18 protein-coding genes are annotated in these 21,945 nt (G+C 43.6%); 7 read left to right on the top strand and 11 right to left on the bottom strand.

Annotation, left to right across the window (positions count from 1 at the left end; translation table 11 throughout):
• Positions 1–135: 135 nt before the first annotated feature.
• Positions 136–399 (bottom strand): GrxA family glutaredoxin, encoded by a 264-nt coding sequence (locus AB4517_RS17665; protein WP_009847069.1) that lies wholly within the window; start codon positions 397–399, stop codon positions 136–138.
• 406 nt (positions 400–805) lie between these two features.
• On the opposite strand from AB4517_RS17665, the gene AB4517_RS17660 reads away from it, so the two are divergent.
• The gene (locus AB4517_RS17660; protein WP_372149011.1) at positions 806–2,098 is read left to right on the top strand and encodes an iron-containing alcohol dehydrogenase; all 1,293 of its coding nucleotides are present in this window, start codon (positions 806–808) and stop codon (positions 2,096–2,098) included.
• Positions 2,099–2,222: 124 nt separating this feature from the next.
• Here AB4517_RS17660 and AB4517_RS17655 read toward each other — a convergent pair whose 3' ends face one another.
• From AB4517_RS17655 to AB4517_RS17635, 5 genes are all read right to left on the bottom strand, one after another.
• A complete protein-coding gene (locus AB4517_RS17655) occupies positions 2,223–3,077 on the bottom strand; it encodes a MurR/RpiR family transcriptional regulator (protein ID WP_004734686.1) in 855 nt (284 codons plus the stop codon).
• Between the two features lie 358 nt (positions 3,078–3,435).
• Positions 3,436–5,079: a pyridoxal-dependent aspartate 1-decarboxylase PanP gene (gene panP, locus AB4517_RS17650; RefSeq protein WP_017060397.1), complete on the bottom strand. Its 1,644-nt coding sequence runs from the start codon at positions 5,077–5,079 to the stop codon at positions 3,436–3,438.
• Between the two features lie 118 nt (positions 5,080–5,197).
• A complete protein-coding gene (locus tag AB4517_RS17645; protein WP_017065407.1) occupies positions 5,198–5,725 on the bottom strand; it encodes a hypothetical protein in 528 nt (175 codons plus the stop codon).
• Between the two features lie 173 nt (positions 5,726–5,898).
• A complete protein-coding gene (locus AB4517_RS17640) occupies positions 5,899–6,804 on the bottom strand; it encodes a lysine exporter LysO family protein (protein WP_017071961.1) in 906 nt (301 codons plus the stop codon).
• A gap of 54 nt (positions 6,805–6,858) precedes the next feature.
• Complete coding sequence (locus tag AB4517_RS17635; protein ID WP_372149009.1) at positions 6,859–7,779, bottom strand: HDOD domain-containing protein; 921 nt, start codon at positions 7,777–7,779, stop codon at positions 6,859–6,861.
• Between the two features lie 357 nt (positions 7,780–8,136).
• Between AB4517_RS17635 and AB4517_RS17630 the strand changes: the two genes are divergently transcribed.
• Positions 8,137–8,718 carry a TfoX/Sxy family DNA transformation protein gene (locus tag AB4517_RS17630; protein ID WP_017060401.1) on the top strand — a complete coding sequence of 194 codons (582 nt, stop codon included), beginning with the start codon at positions 8,137–8,139 and terminating at the stop codon, positions 8,716–8,718.
• 149 nt (positions 8,719–8,867) lie between these two features.
• Here the strand turns inward: AB4517_RS17630 and AB4517_RS17625 are convergent, their stop codons facing one another.
• The 3 genes from AB4517_RS17625 to AB4517_RS17615 all read right to left on the bottom strand — a co-directional run bounded on the left by AB4517_RS17625 (position 8,868) and on the right by AB4517_RS17615 (position 12,130).
• Complete coding sequence (locus AB4517_RS17625; protein ID WP_017065409.1) at positions 8,868–9,410, bottom strand: hypothetical protein; 543 nt, start codon at positions 9,408–9,410, stop codon at positions 8,868–8,870.
• 286 nt (positions 9,411–9,696) lie between these two features.
• A complete protein-coding gene (locus AB4517_RS17620) occupies positions 9,697–10,194 on the bottom strand; it encodes a response regulator (protein WP_372149006.1) in 498 nt (165 codons plus the stop codon).
• Positions 10,187–12,130 (bottom strand): ATP-binding protein, encoded by a 1,944-nt coding sequence (locus tag AB4517_RS17615; RefSeq protein ID WP_017060404.1) that lies wholly within the window; start codon positions 12,128–12,130, stop codon positions 10,187–10,189. The genes AB4517_RS17620 and AB4517_RS17615 overlap by 8 nt, the downstream gene beginning before the upstream one ends.
• Positions 12,131–12,313: 183 nt before the next feature.
• On the opposite strand from AB4517_RS17615, the gene AB4517_RS17610 reads away from it, so the two are divergent.
• From AB4517_RS17610 to AB4517_RS17595, 4 genes are all read left to right on the top strand, one after another.
• Positions 12,314–13,576: a DUF945 family protein gene (locus AB4517_RS17610; RefSeq protein ID WP_017060405.1), complete on the top strand. Its 1,263-nt coding sequence runs from the start codon at positions 12,314–12,316 to the stop codon at positions 13,574–13,576.
• Positions 13,577–13,739: 163 nt separating this feature from the next.
• Positions 13,740–14,834, top strand: a complete 1,095-nt coding sequence (gene serC / locus AB4517_RS17605; RefSeq protein WP_017065411.1) for a 3-phosphoserine/phosphohydroxythreonine transaminase — start codon at positions 13,740–13,742, stop codon at positions 14,832–14,834.
• A 351-nt stretch (positions 14,835–15,185) separates the two neighbouring features.
• Positions 15,186–16,334, top strand: coding sequence for an extracellular solute-binding protein (locus AB4517_RS17600; protein ID WP_029235305.1), 1,149 nt, complete (start codon positions 15,186–15,188; stop codon positions 16,332–16,334).
• Positions 16,335–16,354: 20 nt separating this feature from the next.
• Complete coding sequence (locus AB4517_RS17595) at positions 16,355–18,244, top strand: GGDEF domain-containing protein (protein WP_372149015.1); 1,890 nt, start codon at positions 16,355–16,357, stop codon at positions 18,242–18,244.
• A 210-nt stretch (positions 18,245–18,454) separates the two neighbouring features.
• On the opposite strand, the gene AB4517_RS17590 is transcribed toward AB4517_RS17595, so the two are convergent.
• Together AB4517_RS17590 and AB4517_RS17585 are read right to left on the bottom strand one after the other, a co-directional pair.
• Positions 18,455–19,171 carry a 3'-5' exonuclease gene (locus AB4517_RS17590; protein WP_017060409.1) on the bottom strand — a complete coding sequence of 239 codons (717 nt, stop codon included), beginning with the start codon at positions 19,169–19,171 and terminating at the stop codon, positions 18,455–18,457.
• 5 nt (positions 19,172–19,176) lie between these two features.
• Positions 19,177–21,066 (bottom strand): DUF294 nucleotidyltransferase-like domain-containing protein, encoded by a 1,890-nt coding sequence (locus AB4517_RS17585; RefSeq protein ID WP_372138985.1) that lies wholly within the window; start codon positions 21,064–21,066, stop codon positions 19,177–19,179.
• A 150-nt stretch (positions 21,067–21,216) separates the two neighbouring features.
• On the opposite strand from AB4517_RS17585, the gene AB4517_RS17580 reads away from it, so the two are divergent.
• Positions 21,217–21,858 (top strand): outer membrane beta-barrel protein, encoded by a 642-nt coding sequence (locus AB4517_RS17580; protein ID WP_372149002.1) that lies wholly within the window; start codon positions 21,217–21,219, stop codon positions 21,856–21,858.
• Positions 21,859–21,945 lie beyond the last annotated feature (87 nt).

Below are 21,945 nucleotides of genomic sequence, written 5' to 3'. Positions count from 1 at the left end.
TCTTATTCCGTATGAAAACTGGTCATAAAAAAGCCCGCTACAGTGAGCGGGCTTTCTATAAATCGTACAGTCTAACGCCTAAATGGGTCAGCTGTTTAAGGCTTTAGCCCTGATTCTCGTTTGAGAAATCCTAGCTTAGTCGAAAAGACCTAGGTTTTCTTTTGCGTATGCTTCAAATTCTGTGCAGCCGCCGATGTGGTCTTGGTCGATGAAGATTTGTGGAACTGTATCGACAGGTTTACCAACGGTCTTCTCTAGATCAGCTTTGCTGATACCTTCAGCGTGGATGTCAACGTAACGGTAGTTGAAGTCATCGCGTTTAGCTTTAAGAGTTTCAGCATGCTCTTTTGCACGAACACAGAATGGGCAAGCAGGGCGACCAAAAATAACTACAAACATTTAATTTCTCCTAAATACGGGATGAGGCTCGTTAACTCGATTATGTTAACTATTCTTTAGTGAATGCCACTCAAAATTTCATAAAACCAACTATGCCTCAATGCCATGGGGAAATAAAGATGGAATTACCTCTTAATACAATAGGTTTTGTCTATCAGAGCAAATAATGGTCACAAAAAGGATCCATGCTGATTTCTGATGGGTATTCAGATTGATTACCCTTAATTTAAGAGTGTGAATTACCCCTAAGAATACGACATTAATCCATCTTTAATGCGACAAGTTGCACCTCGTCAAAAAAAGCGCATACAGAACGAGGCATCTTAATACTGATGCACTATATAAAGGCTAAATTCCAATAACCAAGAGTTCGCAGTTTTGTTCGGTCATAGGCGCAGGAGGCACCATGTTTCAATTTATGACATCTACAAAGATCATCTTTGGTGATGGAGCACTTTCCGCTTCATTGTCTCTCTTTAATCAATATGGCTACAGCGTGCTATTGGTTACAGGCAATACATTAGAGCGCACTTCAATTGTTACTGACTATCTTGATGCGCAGAGTATGCGTTATCAGCACATTGCCGTTTCCGGTGAACCTAATATCAAAATGGTTGAAGAGGCGGCTATTTCTGCTCGTCGATTTAAGCCAGATATGGTTGTCGCCATGGGGGGCGGTAGCGCCATCGATATGGGCAAAGCGTTGGCTGCGGTTTTACCTAATCAAGGCAATTTATATGACTATGTTGAAGTGGTCGGGCGTAATGTTCCTCTTAAAACCAAACCACTTCCGTTTATCGCAATTCCAACCACAGCGAGTACCGGCGCCGAGGTCACTAAAAACGCGGTGCTGAAATCAGGCCAAGACCAAGTGAAAATCAGCCTGAGAAGCCCAGACATGCTGGCCGACGTTGCGATTGTCGACCCAACCCTAACTCATGGAACCAATCTATATCTATCTGGGCGAGGTGCGATGGATGCCTTTACTCATCTAATGGAAGCCTACGTGTGTGGTGAACCGAATCCGTTAACCGATATGATTTGTGAAGAAGGGCTGCGTAAGTTGAGTGGTTCTGTGGTTAAAGCGTGTGTTTATGATGAGCCTCAAGCGCGTTCTGATCTTGCTTTCGCTTCTATGCTCGGTGGTATGGCGATAACTAATGCCAAGCTTGGCGCAGCCCATGGTTTAGCCTCCGCACTAGGAGGTAAGATTTCTGCGTCTCATAGTGTGATTACCGCGCGTTTAGCGCCGTTTGTGATGTTGGAGAACATAGCCGTTGCAAAAGAGCAGCAAAGAAGCGACATCCTAGCGCGTTATCAGCGAATCGCTCAGATAGTAACAGGTAACGTAGAAGCAATAGAAGAGGAGGCAATTTCTTGGTTATCGGAAGTGCTTGATACGCTTAAGTTACCCAACTTGTTGGAATTTGGTGTCTGTGAAGCCCTGTTTGATGAGGTGTCTGCCGACGCGCTCAAATCAGTGGCGATTAAAGGAAACCCTTTGCCGCTTAACCAAGAGAGGCTCGTGCATATTTTGAAGCAAGTATGCGAGAAGTGCAGTTGTAGAGAAGGGCATCATGAGGGAGCTTCAATGAATCAAATTGGGCAAGAACCAGCTGTCGAGTCGAGCTTTACCATTATCAATTCTTATGCGTCCGAAAACAGCGTGGTTGAGAAGGGCAATAGTTGGACTATCTAACGGTCTTAAACTTGTTCGTTGTATAAGTCATTTTATACAGACAAATAAAAACGGAGCTCTAGGCTCCGTTTTTTTAATTCAACTTGTTCTCTGGTCATCTGTTTTCAGTTCATGACTAAGCAGATTAGAACTGAGAGTACTTCTCGTAACGTGAATCACGAAGTGACTCTTTGACGCGCTTTAGGTTCTCTCTGAAACCAGAACCACGACGTAGCGTAAAGCCTGTCGCTAGCACATCGATAACCGTCATCTGAACAACGCGACTTGCCATTGGCATGTAAACGTCAGTGTCTTCTGGAACATCCAGAGAAATAGACAACGAGCTCGCTTTATCCAGTGGAGAATCTTTTGCTGTGATAGCAATAACTGTCGCACCGTTTTCACGCGCTAAGTTTGCAATCTCAACTTGGCTTTTAGTGCGGCCAGTATGAGAGATAAGAACAATAACGTCGTTATCACTGCAGTTAATGCAGCTCATTCGTTGCATCACGATGTCTTCGAAACATGTGATTGGGATATTAAAACGAATAAACTTGTTTTGAGCATCTTTGGCGACAGCAGAAGAGGCACCCAGTCCGAAGAACGAAATGCGTTTTGCTTGAGTCAGCAAGTCAACAGCACGGTTTACTTGCATCGCGTCTAGACTGTTTTTAGCAACGTCTAGACAAGCCATAGTTGATTCGAAAATCTTATGCGTATAAGCATCTGGACCATCATCTTCTTCAACATTACGGTTCACGTAAGGTGTACCGTTTGCCAAGCTTTGAGCTAGGTGAAGTTTGAAGTCAGGGAAGCCCTTTGTGTCTAATCGACGACAGAAGCGGTTAACTGTAGGCTCACTCACGTCAGCCATTTTAGCTAAGGTAGCAATGCTAGAATGAATTGCAGTTTGAGGGGAAGCCATAATTACTTCGGCTACCTTGCGCTCAGACTTGCTGAAATTTTCCAGGTTTTTTTGTATTTTTTCTAATGTATTCATAGTGTTCACAAGGGTATAGAGAACAACTTGCTAGTTAATATCTTTTACCAGGGGGTATGGCTGAAGCAAATATCAGTAAACACAAAGCCGATGTATATTCGGTTTCGTAAATACTGCTGCGTCAAATAGATATCAAGCTAACTAGCACCATAGAGTCAGTATAAACCCAACATACTATTTACTAATACAAAAACAGGGCATGAATGCTTAAGAATATGACAAACCTCAACAAAATTTTAGAAAACTACAGAATTGGAAGAGAGTTTGAGCAAAAAGAATGCAAAATGGGTATGAACTGACAGCTTAGTTACATCAAAAAGAAAGAAATTTTCAATTTGATGCAACTAAAATTGAATGACTATGCGTTGATTTGCGTAACCAGTTTGTTGATTTTGCCCATCAAGTTTGGTGCTAGTTTAGAGATCTCACGCTGTTCTTCAAGCACTGACGAAAGAATGTCATTGCCTGTTAGTGGGTTTGCTAATACCACGCGGAAAACGATGATTGGCTGATGTACCCATGCTTCAGGGTTTAAGCGTGTACGTGACACGAAAGACTTACCTGTTTCACGCTGCTTCTTCTGAATAAACTTAGTCAGCTCATTGAGCAACTCATTCAGTTCGACACGATGTTCAGGCTCAGCTTTAAGCAGTGCCGCTTTGACTGACTCAGGGACATAGCGATAAGTCAGTAGGCAAAGCTCAGGTTCTGAAACCAGCTCGAAGTCGCTCTGATCTTTAATTAGGTCGGCAAAGTAGCGCGCTTTGTTGATGCTTTGGTCGATCAGCAGTTCATAACCTGGGCGGCTAATGATGTGCATTGCGGCGTAAACCAGCATTGCCATACCTGAACGAGAACCTTCTAACGTATGGCTGCCTAAATCTTTTGAGCCTTTACGAAGAATGTATTGAGCATGATGTTCAATCGCAGTCATCGCATCTGGCTTCTTAAACAGAACCATACCCGCACCCATAGGGATATAAAGCTGTTTATGCGCATCAATCGTGACTGAATCCGCCAGTTCAATACCATCAAGTAGGTGACGATGATTGTTAGACATCAGAGTCGCACCGCCCCAAGCTGCATCAACGTGGAAATGACAATCGGATTCGGCACACACCTCAGCAATGTCTCTTAGCGGGTCGATATTACCGGTTTCGGTTGTACCAGCCACACCAATGACGGCGAAAGGTTTGATCTTGTTCTGCTTGAGCTGCTCGATCTTGAGTCTTAAATCATCAGTACAAATACGGTTGTCGTTATCTGTTTTAACAGACACTAGACCTTCTTGACCAATACCAAGGACATCCGCGGCTTTTTTCAGAGAGTAGTGGCCACGTTCAGAGACTAAGATGGCAAGGCCTTCGTAGTCGTAGTGCTTCATGGCTTTAAACAGGCCTTCTTTTTCTACACCTTTGAACGAACCTTGCGCTTTTAGTGCGTTGTTACGTGCAACCCAGAGCGCTGTAATGTTCGCGATGGTACCGCCAGAACAAAACGCACCTAAAGAGTGGTTTGCGCTGTGCATCCAACGAGAATAAAACTGGTCACTATCTTGATAAATCAGGCGATGTAACATGCCCAGAACTTGACGTTCTAGGGGAGTGAACGCTTTTGAGGTCTCGATTTTTACTAGATTCTGATTCAACGCAATCATGATTTTTGAAAGCGGCATCAGGAAGTACGGCAACGCAGAGGTCATGTGGCCAATAAAACTTGGCGAAGACGTGTGAACCGAATGAGACACAAGAGAATCGAGGAGATGCTCAGTATGTTCAGAAACAAACTCAGGCTGCTCTGGGATATGAGCATTTGAAAAATCTTTCTCAATTTCACGCAGCGGCTTTTCTTCAGCCACAATATGTTCACGTAAGAATTGATTCAGGTTTCGTGAAAGTTTGTCTTCAATTTGAGTGAGTGTTGAATCTGGGCCTTCAGGTACCGTGAAGATACGTAGAAGACTGTCGAAGCTAACATCTGCTGTTTTTTGTTCCGTAACCATAGCAAGCGAGTTATTTTTCTAATATTGACGCGAGCGGGACAATCTAAACGAAAACGGGAACAATGTCCCGTCTTAATTATGAAATCCAACTTCTCAAAAAAGCATATTAAATGCGGGGTTATTTACACTTAATCGCTTCAAGTTTACTGATCGACTGGTTGTAACGCTGTAGCGCTGAGTCGATTTGCTTAGGGTGACTAAGCAGCTCTGCAAAGGCAGAACGTAGTTCGTAGTTTTGAGCGTGAGGCGTTGATTGGCGGTCATCGAACGTTGTTTTCGCGATTTTACCAAGCTCATCATCACGTGTTGATAGCGTTTTAATGTCGTGTTGCTCAAGTTGCAACCAGCCTTCTACAGGCTGCTCTGTTGCCACTTTGCTTGAATCGTTCACAAGGTAGTAGTTAACCGCAGCACGATTCAGCTCAAAGTGGTGCTTACGACCTTCTAGGAACCACTCACTCACTTCTGTTAGCTCTGGATATTGCTCAGAGGTTAATGCAGCAAGGTCGGCATACCAATTCAAAGAAGCGTCGATGTACGCATCATATTTTTTTGCTTGGCACTGGTTTGTCTCAGACATTGAATCTGCTGCAAAAGAGAAAGTAGAAGTTGAAGCTAGCAGTAATGCGACGCAAAGGCGTTTCATAGTGGTTCCTTTTGTAAGTTTATTCTTTTTATAACTTTGTCGTTACAGGTTACCGTGATCGTTATTTGTTGAGCAATGACACTTAGTGTCTTTTTATTTCGGTAACTGTATCGGTGTCTGGGCATTGGTATTCGAGTTGCATTCTAATCTAAAACAAACGCTATTCCTGCGATCTAGTTAGCAAGAGATACAAAGAACAACATCAATATCGGAACAAGCAAACTGAGGATAAAGCCACTGACGATAGCGATAGGCACACATCTAACGCCGCCTGTTGTTTGAATGACCGGTAAGGTGAAGTCCATCGCAGTCGCACCAGCATAACCAATGGAAGTGCATGGGTAGCTGCGAATTAGCACTGGAATCAGTACCAAGGCAACTAACTCTCTTAACAGCTCAAGCATGAAAGAAGCGCCACCATAGACAGGACCAAAGGCGTCACCCATTAAGATACCAGCCAGAGAGTACCAACCAAATCCAGAAGACATTGCCAAGGCTTTGAACAGAGGGATATCTAGGATGTAAGCCGCGATTACACCACCTAACATTGAGGTGATGATAATGGTGATTGCGATAACCATACCGTGCTTGTTGAGTAAGATCTGACGAAGTGTGAGTCCGCTATTACGCAGCTGAATGCCGATAAAGAATAGAAGAACAAACAGAATCCATTCGCTTGCGGTATCAACCCAATCAAGGCCAATAGGCAGCACTAAGCCAGCGATTAGCCCTGAACCTACCACTAAGATGAGTTTTGCAGATTCCATCGCCATAGAAGAGAGGGGAAGCTTCTTCTTGCTACTGTCGGTTTTGAGTGGCAATAACTTATCAATAGCGGGCAGTGCCATTAGGTTACATACGCTTAAGCAGACAAAGAAAGTGACGGTATATAGAAGGATTGTCTGCAGGTTACTGCCTAGGTTATCGAGGGCGGCTAAGCTTAGTCCCATTAACGCCAGAATCACGTAGATCAACCGCGATGTTGAGCGGTTGATAAATTCTAATGTCTGAGCGTTCGAAATTGCAAAAAGATACCCCACGACGAGTGGCGCAAATATAAAGATCATCCCTGTAAACATGCTTTCCCCATTGCATTTACTTCATATTACACTTACTTGTAATTTAACAGTGACTTAGAAGCCGCTAGTATTGATCACGTCGCTTAGCTTTGCATTAAAATCATGCTTGCTCAAGTTGCTTAATTTATAAAGCACCTCTGCACCTGTCACGTTAAGTTCAACTTCGTGATCATCGATGTTCTCATCCTTGTTTCTGAACATCAGCAGGTGGTTAGCGATTCGAGCGATATCTAAGTAAGAGACTTCACGCTGTTCGTGGTTATTGATGGTATTGCTGCACACATCAATAAAGTCGCTGTCGAAGCCCCAACGGTTAAGCACCAATTTACTGGTAGCAGAACATTGGCCTTGGAAGATTTGTAGAGCGATGTCGTGATCTAGGTAATTGCCATTTTCGAGGTAGAGGTGGTATTCGCTAACCAAACAGAACAAACCAATATCAGCCAGTAATCCAACAAGCAGCGATTTTTCATGCTCAAGGTAACGGTATTCAGTAGGGGAGAGCTCTTTGAAGCTGTTGGTAACAAGCACCATAGTAGCGCCCAGCTCTTTTGATACAGAAGCGCTCTGAACCAATACCTTATTACATTCTTTACTGAGGTTGACTGAGTGTTTGAGTTGCCCAATAGCCTGAGCCGTCACGATGTCACGTACTCTTAATATGCCAAGGCGCGACACCGCCGTCATAATATCAACACAAGTAATATTACGTCGGTTAAAGACGACAGAGTTAGCCACACGAATGACAATAGCAGCGAGGCCTGGGTCTTCGAGTAAGCACTCGGCAACGTCAGCAATCCCAGTTGATTCAAGGGTACAAAGCGATTGAATCTTCAGTACAACGTTAGGGATAGGAGGAAGTGTTATTTTTCCCGCTGAGATAGAATGTCCAACAAGTTGGGCAAACTCTGATTCTAGACCCTTTAAGAGAAGAGTCTTATTTTGAGGTAGCCAGAAAAACGATAAATGATTCATATAAAAAGTAAAAACAGGTCTGTCCTGCCATTTTACAAGCCACGATGCTGCGAGGCAATACTCACCCGTCTACATAACCTTTAATAATTTGAACCGGTGTATCACTAGGTGTCCAAATTCAAGCATGGTTTGATAGTTTACTGTGAAGTCAATCATGAAAAACCGGAACACTCAATTGATTGATGTGAACTAAGTCCAGACTTATTTTTCTTTTCGAAGTATGATTTATTTAAAGGTGAAAAACGAAACCATAATATTCACCTATAGAATAACAAAATAGATTTAAAATTTTCGCATAACAAGCTGCTTGTCTGGTGATCAACCTAATCGGGGTAATTTGATTAAGGATCAACGGATATGACCGAGACAGCATTTATTAATTACGTGAATCAATTTGGTGAGCATCAAAAACGTTCTATGTTCGGAGGTATTGGCCTCTTTCAAAATGACGCTATGTTCGCTTTATTGAGTGAAGGTTGTTTATTCATTAGAGGTGGAAAATCATTAGATAAAAAACTGACCGATCTTGATTGTGAAAAGTATCGTCATGTAAAGAAGCAGACAACAGCAACCGTAAACTATTACGACATTACGGATCTGTTTACCTGTGAACATCCTGAATTGGATAGTATTATTCGTACTTCAATCGATAATTCAATTCAGCAGCGTAGCTTCAAGAAGTCATCAGCTAGCCGTAGATTAAGAGATCTACCAAACATGCAGCTTACGTTAGAGCGCATGGTTAAAAAGGCGGGTGTGGATGATGTTTCAATGTTTATGCAGTTGGGCGCACCTGAAGTGTTTAATAAGGTTCGCGAAGCGTACGGAAACGATGTTGACCTAAAACTACTTTGGAAATTTGCGGGTGCAATTGATGGTATTCACTGGAAACTATTACAAGAGCCACGCAAGCAGCAATTACTGAAGAGCTGCCACTAAAGAAGTTTGCCTTATATGCTTAAGATTACTGTCAATAAAAAAAACCGAGGAATGTCCTCGGTTTTTTTGTTTCTGTCTTAGTCGGATTTCTTAAAAGACTAAGTATCAAAAGGCTAAGTGCTCGTTAAGAGCTAGCTTGGCTTTAAGTATTAGTACTTGAAGCGAGCAGTGAACATAAGTTGGTCACCGTAGAAGTCGTTAATACGAGCTTCAGCGCCTAGAGAGAAAAGCTCTGTAGAGTGGAAACGCGCGTAAACAGAACCTGTCCAATCATCGTTGTCATCGATAGAAACGTAACCACCTTTACCACCAACTTCTAGTTGTGGACCAAGCCATTGGCGAACACCAATGTTGATTTCCATACCGATATCAGTAGAGCTTGAGTTCTCAGGTTGAACGATACGAGCTAGCATTTCACCTGTTAGGTCTGCCCAGTTGTTTAATGGAGCGTGGAAACCAAGACCTACAGCTGAGTCGTAATCGCTTTCAAATTCTGAATCGATACGTGCTATAGCGTGAGCGTTCGGGTGAATGGACTTACTGAACGCACCACCAAATGTTACTGGGCTAGCACCGATACGTGCTTCAAAGTAATCATAGTTAAAGTTGCTCATTACCTGTGGTTGTTCATCAACAGCTAGTGCTTGACCAGAAGCCAATAGCATAGCGGTAGTAAGTAGAATTTTGCGCATAACGACCGTAAACCTATATTAGTGTTAATTCCTTTGGTTTGAGACAAATCGGCAAACCATAAACATTGAGACAGTTTAATCTAACTCACGGAAAAGTAATCCTTTAAAATGTAAAACCTTACTCATTTAGTTAAAAAACAAGCAAATTAAGGATCAGTATGTAACGGAGATCTCATGTTTAGGGCGAATGAGAAAAATAGACGAGCGAATTATCCAAAATTTGTATACATTCGGAAGGTTTTTATATCGGATGACGCTATTCTCAGTATCCATTAACCAATCAGTGCTATTCACCAAAACTGGTGCGTTTATCCGCCATTGAAGTCAGTATGCGCTCGGTATCTAAGATGGAAGTCCAGTTTAGCAATTGCTTGTCGTTGGCAATGACATAGTCAGTCAATTGTTGAGTAATCGTGTCTCTCAGTTGATCGCCTTGCCAAGGTTTTGAAATATAGAAATCAAGTGCAGCGTTGTTAATGGCCGTGACGGTATCTTCCAGCCCTGCTTGCCCTGTGAGCAGCAGCTTACGTGTTGGTTTAGTAGCGTCGTGTTGATTGAGTTCGATCAGAAAATCAATGCCGGTTTCTTCTGGCATGATGTGGTCGCACAAGATTAACGCGAGCTTAATACCATCTTGTCCCATTTCTTTGATTACTTGCTTGGCTTCACCGACCGACTCTGCACCTTCAACCAGAAAGTTCTCTTCAAATATCGCCAAGTCCTGAAGGACACTATTGAGAACTTCAGGTTCATCATCGACACATAAAATTAGGTACTTATTCATGAGGTGCTCCTTCTTGTTTGAATGGAAGCCACACTTGCATGTTTGTATGGCTGCCTACCTCTGACTCCACCAAAATAAACCCTTGATGAGCCGAAACGATTTGTTGAGAAATGGATAACCCAATCCCTAAACCAAAGTTGCCTTCTTTTTTAGTCGTGAAATTTGGGTTGAAAATGGTGTTGATGTCTTCTTTGGCAATGCCGTGGCCAGTATCGGAGATTTGCACCACAAGAAACGCGTCGTCGCCTTTTGTCTGTTGAGAAGTGGTGATGGTCACTTTTCCTCGTTCAGATAGGGCATCGAGCGCATTGGAGATAAGGTTGGTCCACACTTGTTGCAGCGAGAGCGACTGGCACAATAAAGGCGGTAAGTCGGTATCGTAATGCTTTTCGAGTTGGTGGTGTTTAAGCCTGTTTTCGAAGATCACTAAGGTATCTTCAAGCCCTTCGTGGATATCTGTGTAGTGGCGAACTTCTTCATCTTCTCTAGCATAGCTTTTTAAGCTTTTGACCATATCGGCAATACGCTTGCTGCACACTTGAATTGAGCGGATGGAGTTTCCAACATAATGGTAATGCTCTAAGTCATTGAGCAGCTCTTTGCCTGCGACAGGGGACGCCTTTAATGTGTTTAGAACCGTAGAGTCTTGGCTTAGGTTTAGTCTCACGGCTTTTTTTGCTAAAGCACGGTCATTAATCGTCGACGTAAGATGCTTTACGAGCTGTCTTTCTTGGGCTGTTGATAGTGGCTTAGCTAACTTTGAATGTGCCAGTACGTCAGTCCCTTTATTGGACTCTGGAACGGATAGGTTAGCCAATATTTGGTCGAGATGGTCTGACAGAGTTTCGATGCTTCTTAATATGGCAGCAATCGGGTTATTCAGCTCATGTGCGACTCCCGCGACTAGCTGCCCGAGCATCGCCATTTTCTCTTTCTCGATCAGTTGTTGATGTGCAGACTCTAATGATTCTAGTGTCTGCTGCAGTTTGATCTTATTGGTGATGCTGCGTTGCAAACGTCGATTAAAATGACGGAGCAATAGATTGGTAAATAAAGGCAGCAGGGTATTGTTTGAATGCATCACCTGAGCAAAGCTATCTTTATCCAGTTTGATAACGCGAGTCTGCGTTAGGGTGATCGCCGTAGAAAACGAAGGCTCGCCTGTTACAAATGACATCCCGCCAACAATGTTCCCTTTGGAGTGACGTACCACTTCCCGCTGTTGCCCAAGTTCATCTTTCTTATAAAGAGCTGCTTCACCCTCAATGATCAGCCATAAAAAGCGATTGTCTTCGCCTTCCACAGTGAGTAGATGCTCGGGGGAATAGTCACGAATGGCCTTAGTTTTGTCATCTTTTGAAAACACATCTTGTAAGGCACTGACGACACGTTCTGCAAGGGCATTATCAGAAAGCTGGTGGTAGTCGTGAATGAAACCCGATTGGAAAGAGTGAATCTTTTGCTCAATGTGCGCTCTGAGTAAGCGTTGTTGATCCAATGCATCGCTGTAAGAGAGCAGGTTTTCTGAGTCGTATTGGATAACAAAAGAGGTCAGCTCTTTTTGCGCTGATTTGAACAGAACCTGATCTTGAACCGGTTTGGTTAAACAGTGGTTGAGCCTACCTTCATTCACAGCGGTTAAAATGGATTGAATGTCTGACGAAGCGCTGACTAATATCGTTCTTGCGGTATTACTATGGGGCAGCTGTTGAAGTTCAATCAGGAATTGCACGCCATTAAATTCAGAATGATGATGAGTGATCACCAAGGCAACGGTTTGGTTGTGATCATGAATATCTTCTAATGCGTGATGTGCGTCTTCTATGTTCTCGGCAGTATAAATATCGAATACAGAAGCCAACGGAGCCAGCTCCGAACGTATTCTTTCAATGCTAACCGGATTATTGTCCAAACAGATAACAGCGTATTGATTCACAGCTCAACCTTAATAGTAGCGACGTCTTTAGCCTAGCAAGAACCGCCGAATAAGGATGAGAGCTAGCCGTTAATTTATTGAGGCAATCGAAGTATCGAGCAATAGACTGATTTAACTCAATGTTTCTTGTTTGCTACTGATGGGTTAGACTAAAAAAAATAGACACGTGTAGAAAGAGAACTCATGGAACAGTTAAGAAAAATTGGTGCTATTGGCGGAGCAATCTCACTGGCACTTTGTTGGCCGCTAGCGGTTGGGCAAATTGGACAAAATGCGATTACCGATGGCGTTGCAAAGCTTAACAATTCAAGCATTCAAGCTGAGATCGTGGAATACGATAGAGGTTACTTGTCTTCCAACGTAACCACTCGTTTAACTGTGACGGATGAAAACCTGAAAGAGCAACTTGCGATTGATGGGTTGCCGAGTGAGTTTGTCATAAATAGTGCGGTTAGCCATGGTTTGGTGAGTCTAAATGCACTGTCGACGTTTGAGAATACCGATATTCTGCCTTTAACTCTGACCACTAGTACTGAGCTAAACGGCAACACTGACTTTAACTTTGAGTTAAGCCAGTTCAATCACCAAGGTTCTGATGAGAATGGGACTTCGGTCTCGATCACTAAATCGAATCTTTCTGGCCATGCGACTGTTTTAGGCCAAGTTGATTACGAGCTTTCAATCCCTTCAGTTCAAATTGATTTTGAAACCGGTGAAGAGGTAACGCTGTCTAATCTGAAAGGTGTGGGTTCAGGCCAACAAGCGAAAGGCTACTGGTTAGGTACTCAGAATTTTACTATCGATAGCTTCTTGGTTTCAGATTCTGCAATGCAGCCTTTCATGACCATTGAAAATTCTAAGTACGATTTTGAATCACATCTAGATGAAGCAACTAAGCGTCTGCGCAGCAACCTCAAGCTGGATATCGCAAACATCGAGACCAGTGAAGGCCAGTTGAACAACCTAAACGTCGATTTTGAAATGTCGAAGTTGGATAGCGAGTCGTTTGAGAAAATCTTTGAGATTTACCAATCTAATCCTGTGATGACGCAAGAAGACGTTGCAGAGATCATTCCATTTATCGATATCCTGTTTGCTAAAGGTTTCGACCTTTCAATGAACAACATGTCGTTAGAGTTAGGTAAGGGACAGTTCGAATCTAAGTGGTTGGTGAGCGTGCCGGAAGGGACCGAAAACATCAGCAGCAACCCTTCGATGATCATGCCTGCATTAACGGGCAACGTTCACTCTAGCTTCTCAAATGAACTTGTTGAAGAGTATCCATTCATCCGTGAAGGTATCGATGAATTGCTTGTGATGGAAATGATCAAGGAAACAGACAGTGGTTATGAAATCAGCGCTGACTTAGAAAATGGAAACCTAGTGTTCGAAAATGGACAAGAAATTCCATTAATCGCTCTACTTATGCCGGTTTTTGTTCAATAAACAGAGCAGGCGTGAATACTGATAGGGTGATTTAGCAGGTTAAGCTTAAACATTTTATACGGTACAAAACAAAAGAGGTCTTAAGACCTCTTTTGTTGTTTTTATGTTGGGTAAAACATGGTATTACTTGCATAGTTATTATTTAGCAGGAGCAATCATCCCCATGGAACTTACATTAGATAACGTATTCAACTTCAGTGCTGGCCCAGCTGCACTGCCTAAACCGGTAATGAAACAAGCGCAAGCGGACTTTATTGATTGGAATGGTTTAGGGACTTCCGTGATGGAAATCAGCCATCGCAGCAAGGAATTTATTCAAGTTGCTGACGAGTCCGAACAGGACCTACGTGATCTTCTGAACATCCCAGACAACTACAAAGTTCTTTTCTGTCAGGGGGGCGCTCGTGCTCAATTCGCTGCTGTTCCTCTAAACCTTTTAGGTGATGCGACGAAAGCGACTTACATTGATGCGGGTTACTGGGCAGAAAGTGCAGTGACTGAAGCGAGCAAATATTGCGAAATCGATGTATTCAACGCGAAGACGTCAATTGATGGTAAAGCAGCGGTTGTTCCAGCTAAAGATTGGAAAATTGACCCGGAAGCTGCGTATGTACATTTCTGTCCGAATGAAACCATCGATGGTATTGAAATCAGCGAGCTTCCTCAAACGGATAAGCCAATCGTAGCGGATATGTCATCTAACATTCTGTCTCGTAAGATTGATGTGTCTCAGTACGGTGTTATCTACGCGGGCGCGCAAAAGAATATCGGCCCTGCGGGTATCTGCATTGCAATCGTACGTGATGATCTACTCGAACTCGCAAACGACGTGTTGCCGAGTATTCTGAACTACAAAGTACTTGCTGAAAAAGACTCAATGTTCAACACACCACCAACCTACGCTTGGTACCTATCAGGCCTTGTGTTCAAGTGGCTGAAAGCTCAAGGTGGCGTTGAAGCGATGGAGTTGGTGAACAAAGAGAAAGCAGCGCTGCTTTACGATGCAATCGATAGCTCAGCTTTCTACAAAAACGATGTCCACACTGCAAACCGTTCTAGAATGAACGTGCCGTTCCAACTGGCGAAACCTGAGTTAGATGGCAAGTTCCTAGAATTGGCTGATGCTGCAGGTCTGAAATCACTGAAAGGCCATAGAGCAGTAGGTGGAATGAGAGCTTCACTTTACAACGCAATGTCTCTGGAAGGCGTTCAAGCGCTGGTTAGCTTCATGAAAGATTTCGAAGAGAAATACGCTTAATCGATGATAGGGCTTTGACTGATAAATTGCTTATTTGATTTTTATTGTGTCGAATGCACCGAACGAGATAGATGCCGCTTTTGCGGCATTTTTTTTGTCGTTAATAATAAAGGGTATGGTATGTTGATTTATTGTAAGAACAGTCATCCAGAGATATGACGGATGTATCAGAATGAGCAGACCTTTCTCTTAAAGCGAGAGTATCAACTGTTATTTAGGCACTTTTTACTATATAACGTGTCGCCCAAAGCTAGGTCTCTAATCATGAGCAGTGAGCGATAAGCCGCATCGCCCGGTTTATTGATGGGCGATTAAAATCCAACGTCTAATTTTTACCACAAGGAACCAAGTGTGAGGTTATTGAGTCTATTTGCGATGCTATTTCCGGCCGTTGCTTGTTCGTCCACACTTGAAATATGGGCTGGTATTAATTATGAAACGGCCGATTATGTAAAAGAACATATCGAAGCGATGACTGATCATCGTGTAGAAATTCGTTCGTTTGACGTCAACAGTATTCGTTCTGAACTGCTTGTTGCTGATCCTAGAGACAATACCTTTCCCGACGCCATCTGGGTTCCTTCTGACTTCTTAGGTCTAACTGAATATATCGATTTAGCGACGCTTCCTGATGCTTGGGTCGATACCCAACGCTATGAGAAAAAAGCGCTTGATGCAGTGGTCATCAACGGTGAGCTTAAGGCGTTACCGGTTGGTATTGGAAACCAAGTCGTTCTGTATTCGAGCAAGCCTCAAGCGCAAGTCGTGACATGGGAGAGCCTAATTGAACGCTCTGCTCAGTCCGATCAAGTGAGCGTGCTTTTTCCCAATCCAAACATGTACTTCTATCTAGCTTTCTATCAGCTTTTTTCTGAAGACTTATTATCGTCGAAGAATGTTAATGGTGAAGGGTTAGTTGCTATCTTTGATTTCATCGACATGTTGCAGCAGAAAAAAGTCATCGAATCATCGTGCAGCGATATTTGCGCGAGGCAGAGGTTCATCAATGGGGAAGTCGAGTTTTTGATTGACGGTGATTGGGCGTTCAGCGAACTCGATGCCGCCTTTGGTCGAGATTTGTACATCAATTCGTTGCCGACCTATCGTGGTGAAAGTATGTCTTCATTTAGTGGCGCAAAGGTTTTTGCTGTCACGGAAAAAGGCATGCAAAACCCAGATAAGAAATTGGCTTTGAAAGAAGTCGTTCAATACCTGCAATCAAACAGTTTCACCTATTTAGCTCACTCGAGTGCCATGGTTTCGCCGTTTTATGAGGTTAATCAACGCCGTGTTGAGGAAGGTAACCAGACACTTTCAAATATGTACGATGAGTTTCAAGCATCGCAAATGATGTCGAGTGACTACAAGATGGCGATCGTTTGGGAGGCATCGGCTCGGGCGTATCAGCGTTACAAGTCAGGGATGCCAAAGAGTGAACTGCATAAGTTTTACAATGATTTTGTTCAATATTACTCGGCGAATATGAGGGTAAGAGATTGAAGCTATCATTAAAATACACCATGGGCTTGGTGTTGCTGGCTTGCTCAATGCTTCCTGTTTACCTAGCGGGACAGTTGATTCTCAATAAACAAAACCAAAGTTCTTTAGAGCAAAAAGAAACCAAGCTGGACAACTCTACGACCGGTATTCGTCAAACCGTACAAGAGCAAATTAAGCTGACGGCGAGCCTAACTCAATGGTATTCGCATGACCGATCATTGATTAAAGCGGGTGGTAATATCTTTTTCTCGAGTGTTGTTTGGGACAAGATGGATAGCTTCAATGCGCTAGCGGAGAGTGTGTCCGCGACTTATATTCTGGACCAAAACTGGAAGCCCATTTATGACAGCAAAGGCAGCTTGTACCATTTTGAGCAGAGCCAGTTATTAGAAAGCTTGAAGCGTCCTCAATCGGTTTATGGGCAAGGGAAATTGTTCCACACCGAGTTTACCGAAACTGAAGTGGCGGATAATGCCGCTGCAGGTATCGCTTTTGTCGCGCCGATTTTACCTTATCGTTTGATAGAAGGTTCTACATACACGCCGCAGGGTTATCTTGTGGTTCTTATGGGGTATGACAGACTTAAGACTAAAGTGACGCCTTTCCTTTATCAAAATGAGTCGGTTGAGTTTAACTATATTGATTCAACGGATGCTCAATCTTCTGAACAAAGTGCGAACATTATCTCTATCGACAGCACATTCTTTACCGACAAATTGGTACTGAACGTCAAACATCATATTTCCGACAGTGAGCGTTTATTAGAGATGCAACAAGCTCAGGTGGTCTTTGTCAGAATATTGGTGGCGACGCTTGCCATCTCGATTGTGTTTGCTCTGTTCCTAAGCCGCTGGTTCTCAGGGCAGTTAAACTTGTTGGCTGAATCTGTTACGTCGTATTCGCATAACCAGTCACCGACTCATAGTGTGGATGAACATCGTTTTACAGAGTTCGTCACGCTGAGTCGTTTATTGGAAACCTTGTGGGGTCGCATACAATATCAAGTCCGTGAGCTTACCGAAAGTAACGATAAACTCGAAAGATTTAATGTTCAGCTAGAGGACTTAGTCGAAGAGAAAACCAGCAAGTTAACTAATTCGCTCGCGCGTGAAGAATCCCAGAAGCATCGTATTTTGAAGATCGTTCAGTTTGCATCATCAAGACACGCGGCTGAATATCGGTTGATTCCTCAAATGGTCGATCAAGAGTTAAAGACATTACTTGTTCAACATTCGATTCAGTTTCATTTTAACCGGACTGGCGAGGCTGACCTGATACTCTGTGACTCACAGGGGACGGCGATCGGGTATTTTTGTTCAAGTTCATTTGATGTCCTCAGTGAAGAAGATCTTCTGATTTTTGACATGTACCAAAAACAGTTAGCTGGTTGGCTAGAGCTCGAAAATATTACACGGATTAACATGCCGACTGGCTGTTTGAATCGTAAAGCTTTTAATGAAGATCTCGAATTCAGTAAACGCAGCATTAACGACAATCAAAATCAGATTTCTTTGATCATTATTGATATCAATGGCTTGAAAACGACCAATGATGTTCATGGGCATGAGACCGGGGATGAGCTGATACAGCGCTGCGTAGACGTAATCAGCCACGAATTGACACCTGCCAGTAATCTATACCGTTTGGGTGGAGATGAATTTGCGGTGCTTACCTTAACGCCTGGTGAGTCGAGTTCGCTCAATGTCGCAAAGATGACTGAGCAGTTGTACATTGCTCAGGAGCAACAGGCAATCGAGACTAAAGCGGGTATCTCTATTCCTGTCAGATTCTCGATTGGTGCAGCCTCTAGTGATTCAACAGACGTTGAGCAATTGTTCTCAGTCGCTGATGAGAATATGTATCAGCAAAAGCGTCTTTATTACCAAACGTTGTCTGTGGTTGGGAAGTAATAATGCCAATCGCGCTGACAAATAGCGATCACGATTTTCGACGTCCATTAGAGCGGAACTGCTGCGGTGTGACGTTATAATATGTTTAAACGCTTATGGGAAATGCGCTTAGTCGGGCCAACCGTTGCTTAAACACAGACGATAAAAATGAAAAAGCCCACCAATGGAAGTTGATGGGCTTTGTGTTTGTATTTAGCTTACGTAACTCAGCTAGAGCCAGAAACTCTTCAGAGGCATCTCAGAGTCAAAGTGATGAGCAATTTGCGCTTGGAGTAGCTCAGCGGTCGCAATAGCGTCAGTTAATGCATGATGCGGCGTGTAGTCGGGCAGATGGTATCGACGACGACTCTGACCCAGTCTCACTGAAGCTGGCTTCTTACCTTTCAGCTTGTTCCACAAGCCGCCAGCCAGTTTATTTTGGATCTGAGATTCAATCTCCAGCGTGTCGAGGACTGGGAACTCAATGCCTTCACCGAGTCGCACTTTCAATGCATTGTCCAAAAAGTCACGTTCGATACGACGATAGTGAACCACAGGGATATGTCCCGCCATTGATTCTAAGATCTCGCCCAACACTTCGCTAAGGTCTGGCGCATCAATGATGTCATTGTGAGTGATGCCATGAATCACGACAGACTCTTCTTCAAGTTTCTGTTTTGGTCTTAGAGTCCAGTGTTTGGCTTGTCGCAAGTAGATGCGATTGAGCGTAAATGGCACTAAACCAATGGTAATGATGCCGTCTTTGTTTGGGTTTAACCCCGTTGTCTCAAAGTCGACAGCCAAAAACATCACTTCTGAAAGTGGCGTATCAGGCGCAGGAAGAGGCTGGCTATAAAAGTGCTTTAAGCGCTCGTCTCTCGCTCGTTCAAGCTTCTGAGCAAACTTAAATGGCCAATCGACCGCAGGTGATCTGAATAGTTTGTTCATAGGCCCTACTTAAACTTGTTGCTGGCTTGATAACGGAACTTAAGGAAGTTTTGCGCATTACTTAATATTTGGAATGCATCCTTTAGGTTACGTCGTTCGAAGTCAGACAGGTTCTCTGGCTCGATGTTGTTATCAGGCTCGATGTTGTTGTCGACATCGTGTGCTTGGTGGCGAATACGAACCAGAGAGATAAACTCCATCGCATCTTTCAAATCTTGAGCTCGGCCTTTTGGCAGAATACCGGCGTCAATAATGTCATCTAAGCGTTCGAACGAGTTCTTAGAGCGAGACGCTACCGCGAGCGAGTGAACACGAATCAAATCGGCGAGTGGCGCAGTACCACGACGCTTAAGGTTGATAGAGTTGTTGTGACGGCCATCTTTCTCCATCACGAAATCTTTGAAGAAGCCGAGCGGAGGTGTACGGTTGAGTGCGTTACGTGCAAGACACGCCAAGAAGCGATTGTTCTTACGTGCGCGTCGAACAATAAAGCTGTTCAATTGCTCGGCCCATTTCAGACGACCATAAACGCCATCTAAGTCGAAGAAGATTGAAGCATTTAACAGTGCTTTCGGGTTTGGATCATCAATCCAATCGGCAAAGCACTCTTCCCATTGTCGACGAGTCATACGCCACGTTGGGTTAGTCGCCATGATATCGCCAGTACAATACACATAGCCACACTGATCTAAGCCATCACAAATAAAGGTCGACAGCTCCTCAAAGTATTTACCGTGCTTTTTCTCGTCGTAGGTATCATCAAGAATGATTGCGTTATCTTGGTCGGTAACCAGCAGCTGCTCATCACGCCCCATAGAGCCCAGTGCGAGGAAACAGTAAGGAATAGGCGACTTGCCCAATTTCTCTTCGCCCAGTTCGATAATTCGCTGCTTAAAGCTACGACCAATTACCGACATTGCAGTACCCACCATGTGGGCGTTGGCATCTTCGTTAACTAAGCGCACAAAGCTGTCTTTTACTTGCTCGGAAAGCACCTTCAGATCTTCGATACTTTGTTGTTGGAAGATACTACTTACCAATAACAGCGAGTTTTGAGACTCATAACGAACAATATCGGTCGCTTCGATAATACCAATCGGCTTCTTATCTTTAAGCACTGGTAAATGATGCACGTTATAGCGAAGCATGGTCATCATAGCTTCGTATACGTAAGCATTGTGATCGAGAGAGATAACCTCCGGTGTCATTACGCTAGAGACTTCATCCGATGGGTCAAGCCCTTCAGCTAAAACGCGAGTACATAAATCTCGGTCGGTGATGATGCCAATCACGGGTGTTGAGTCATCTTCATCATCTTCAACGATTTCTGGATCAATGATCAGCAGGGAAGAGACATTGTCTTCGGCCATCATAGTCGCGGCTTGTTGTATCGTACGAGTCTTCTCGATCATCGGCGCTTCGCTAGTCAGTAGCGTTTTTACCTTGGATGTCGTTAAGTCGTTAGCGTCGTTGCTGTCTGAGTTGGCTTGGCGCAGTCGCGCGTTATCTTCTACTTCTACGAAATCGGCAAAGGAGTCGTAGTTGTCGTAGAGCTCTTGGAAGATAGGCTCAGGAATACAGTAAAGCAGGGTATCTTCGGTGGCTTTAACTGGGAAACGCACCTTGTTGTTGGTCAGTAGGCCCATTTGACCGAACAAGTGGCCTTCATCCAGGCGGTTATAGAGTTCGCCTTTACGGCGGTAGACTTCGACTTCGCCACTTCGAACGATGTATAAGTCATGAATTTGATCACCAAAGTGAATGATAGGGGTATCTTGGCGGTAATAAGAAATTTCCACGCTACTGGTCACTTTCGCCAACATCTCCTCAGGGAGTTCTGTGAAAGGGGGGTATTGTGCCAGAAAGTTTTGAATCTCTAATAACTCAGCATCCATAATGATCATCCATTGGTTTGTATGATTTCATGGTACAACATTTGATAATATTTTGCCGTCACAAATCAATCTGTGAGCTAAAACCTTTTTAAAGTCTTATGGATAGACTAACCTTTCAATTAATGGAGTGACAGTTTAAGGATGATAGGAATGTCGAAGTGGAAGCTTAGTTTTGTATCTGCGGTTTTTATGTTTTCTCCAAGTTTGTGGGCGGACACTAACGCGGTGGATATTTTGGATTACGACCATATTTATGCCACCGCGCATTCGGGCAGTTTAAATGAAGATGCAGGCAGTAATAACAATGCCTCGTCGTATGGATTAGGCGTCAGTTACGCGATGACGGATGATTGGTTGTTGCTGGGAGACTATAGCGCACGCTTCATTCACCCTGATGACACCACAACTCGAATTGATACACTGATGCCAGGTGTTGGTTACCGTTACAGCATTAAGACAGATTTAGATATAGTGGCTTACTACCTGCTTGGTATCACTAAAGGTAAGGTTGAAAATAATGACACCAACCGAACTGAATCTTCAGACACTGAGTTCATCCAAGGGGTAAAAGCTGAGCTTAACTATGGCTTTGCGAAACGTTGGATTGCCAACGGCAGCGTGCAAGTGAATCGAAGTGACCTGTTTGATGAAGAGATCTATCACTTAGGTTTACGCTATCTAGTGACCAATAAGTTTGCGATTGGTGGGTCATACCAACATCGAGATGGTGAAGGTAAAATTCGTAGCGAGCGTACTCACGAGCTAGGAGTGGAATTTTTCCTAGAGTATTAGCCAGTAACGAAAAGGCTAAGTGCACTAATAGCTCTTATATACAAAGAGACAGACACAAAAAAGCCAGCTTAATTGCTGGCTTTTACA

Source organism: Vibrio sp. 10N.222.52.C3, from assembly GCF_041474195.1.
Taxonomy (GTDB): domain Bacteria; phylum Pseudomonadota; class Gammaproteobacteria; order Enterobacterales; family Vibrionaceae; genus Vibrio; species Vibrio crassostreae_C.
Note: the sequence above shows the minus strand (reverse complement) of the source record. Positions and strands in the feature narration are given on the sequence as shown.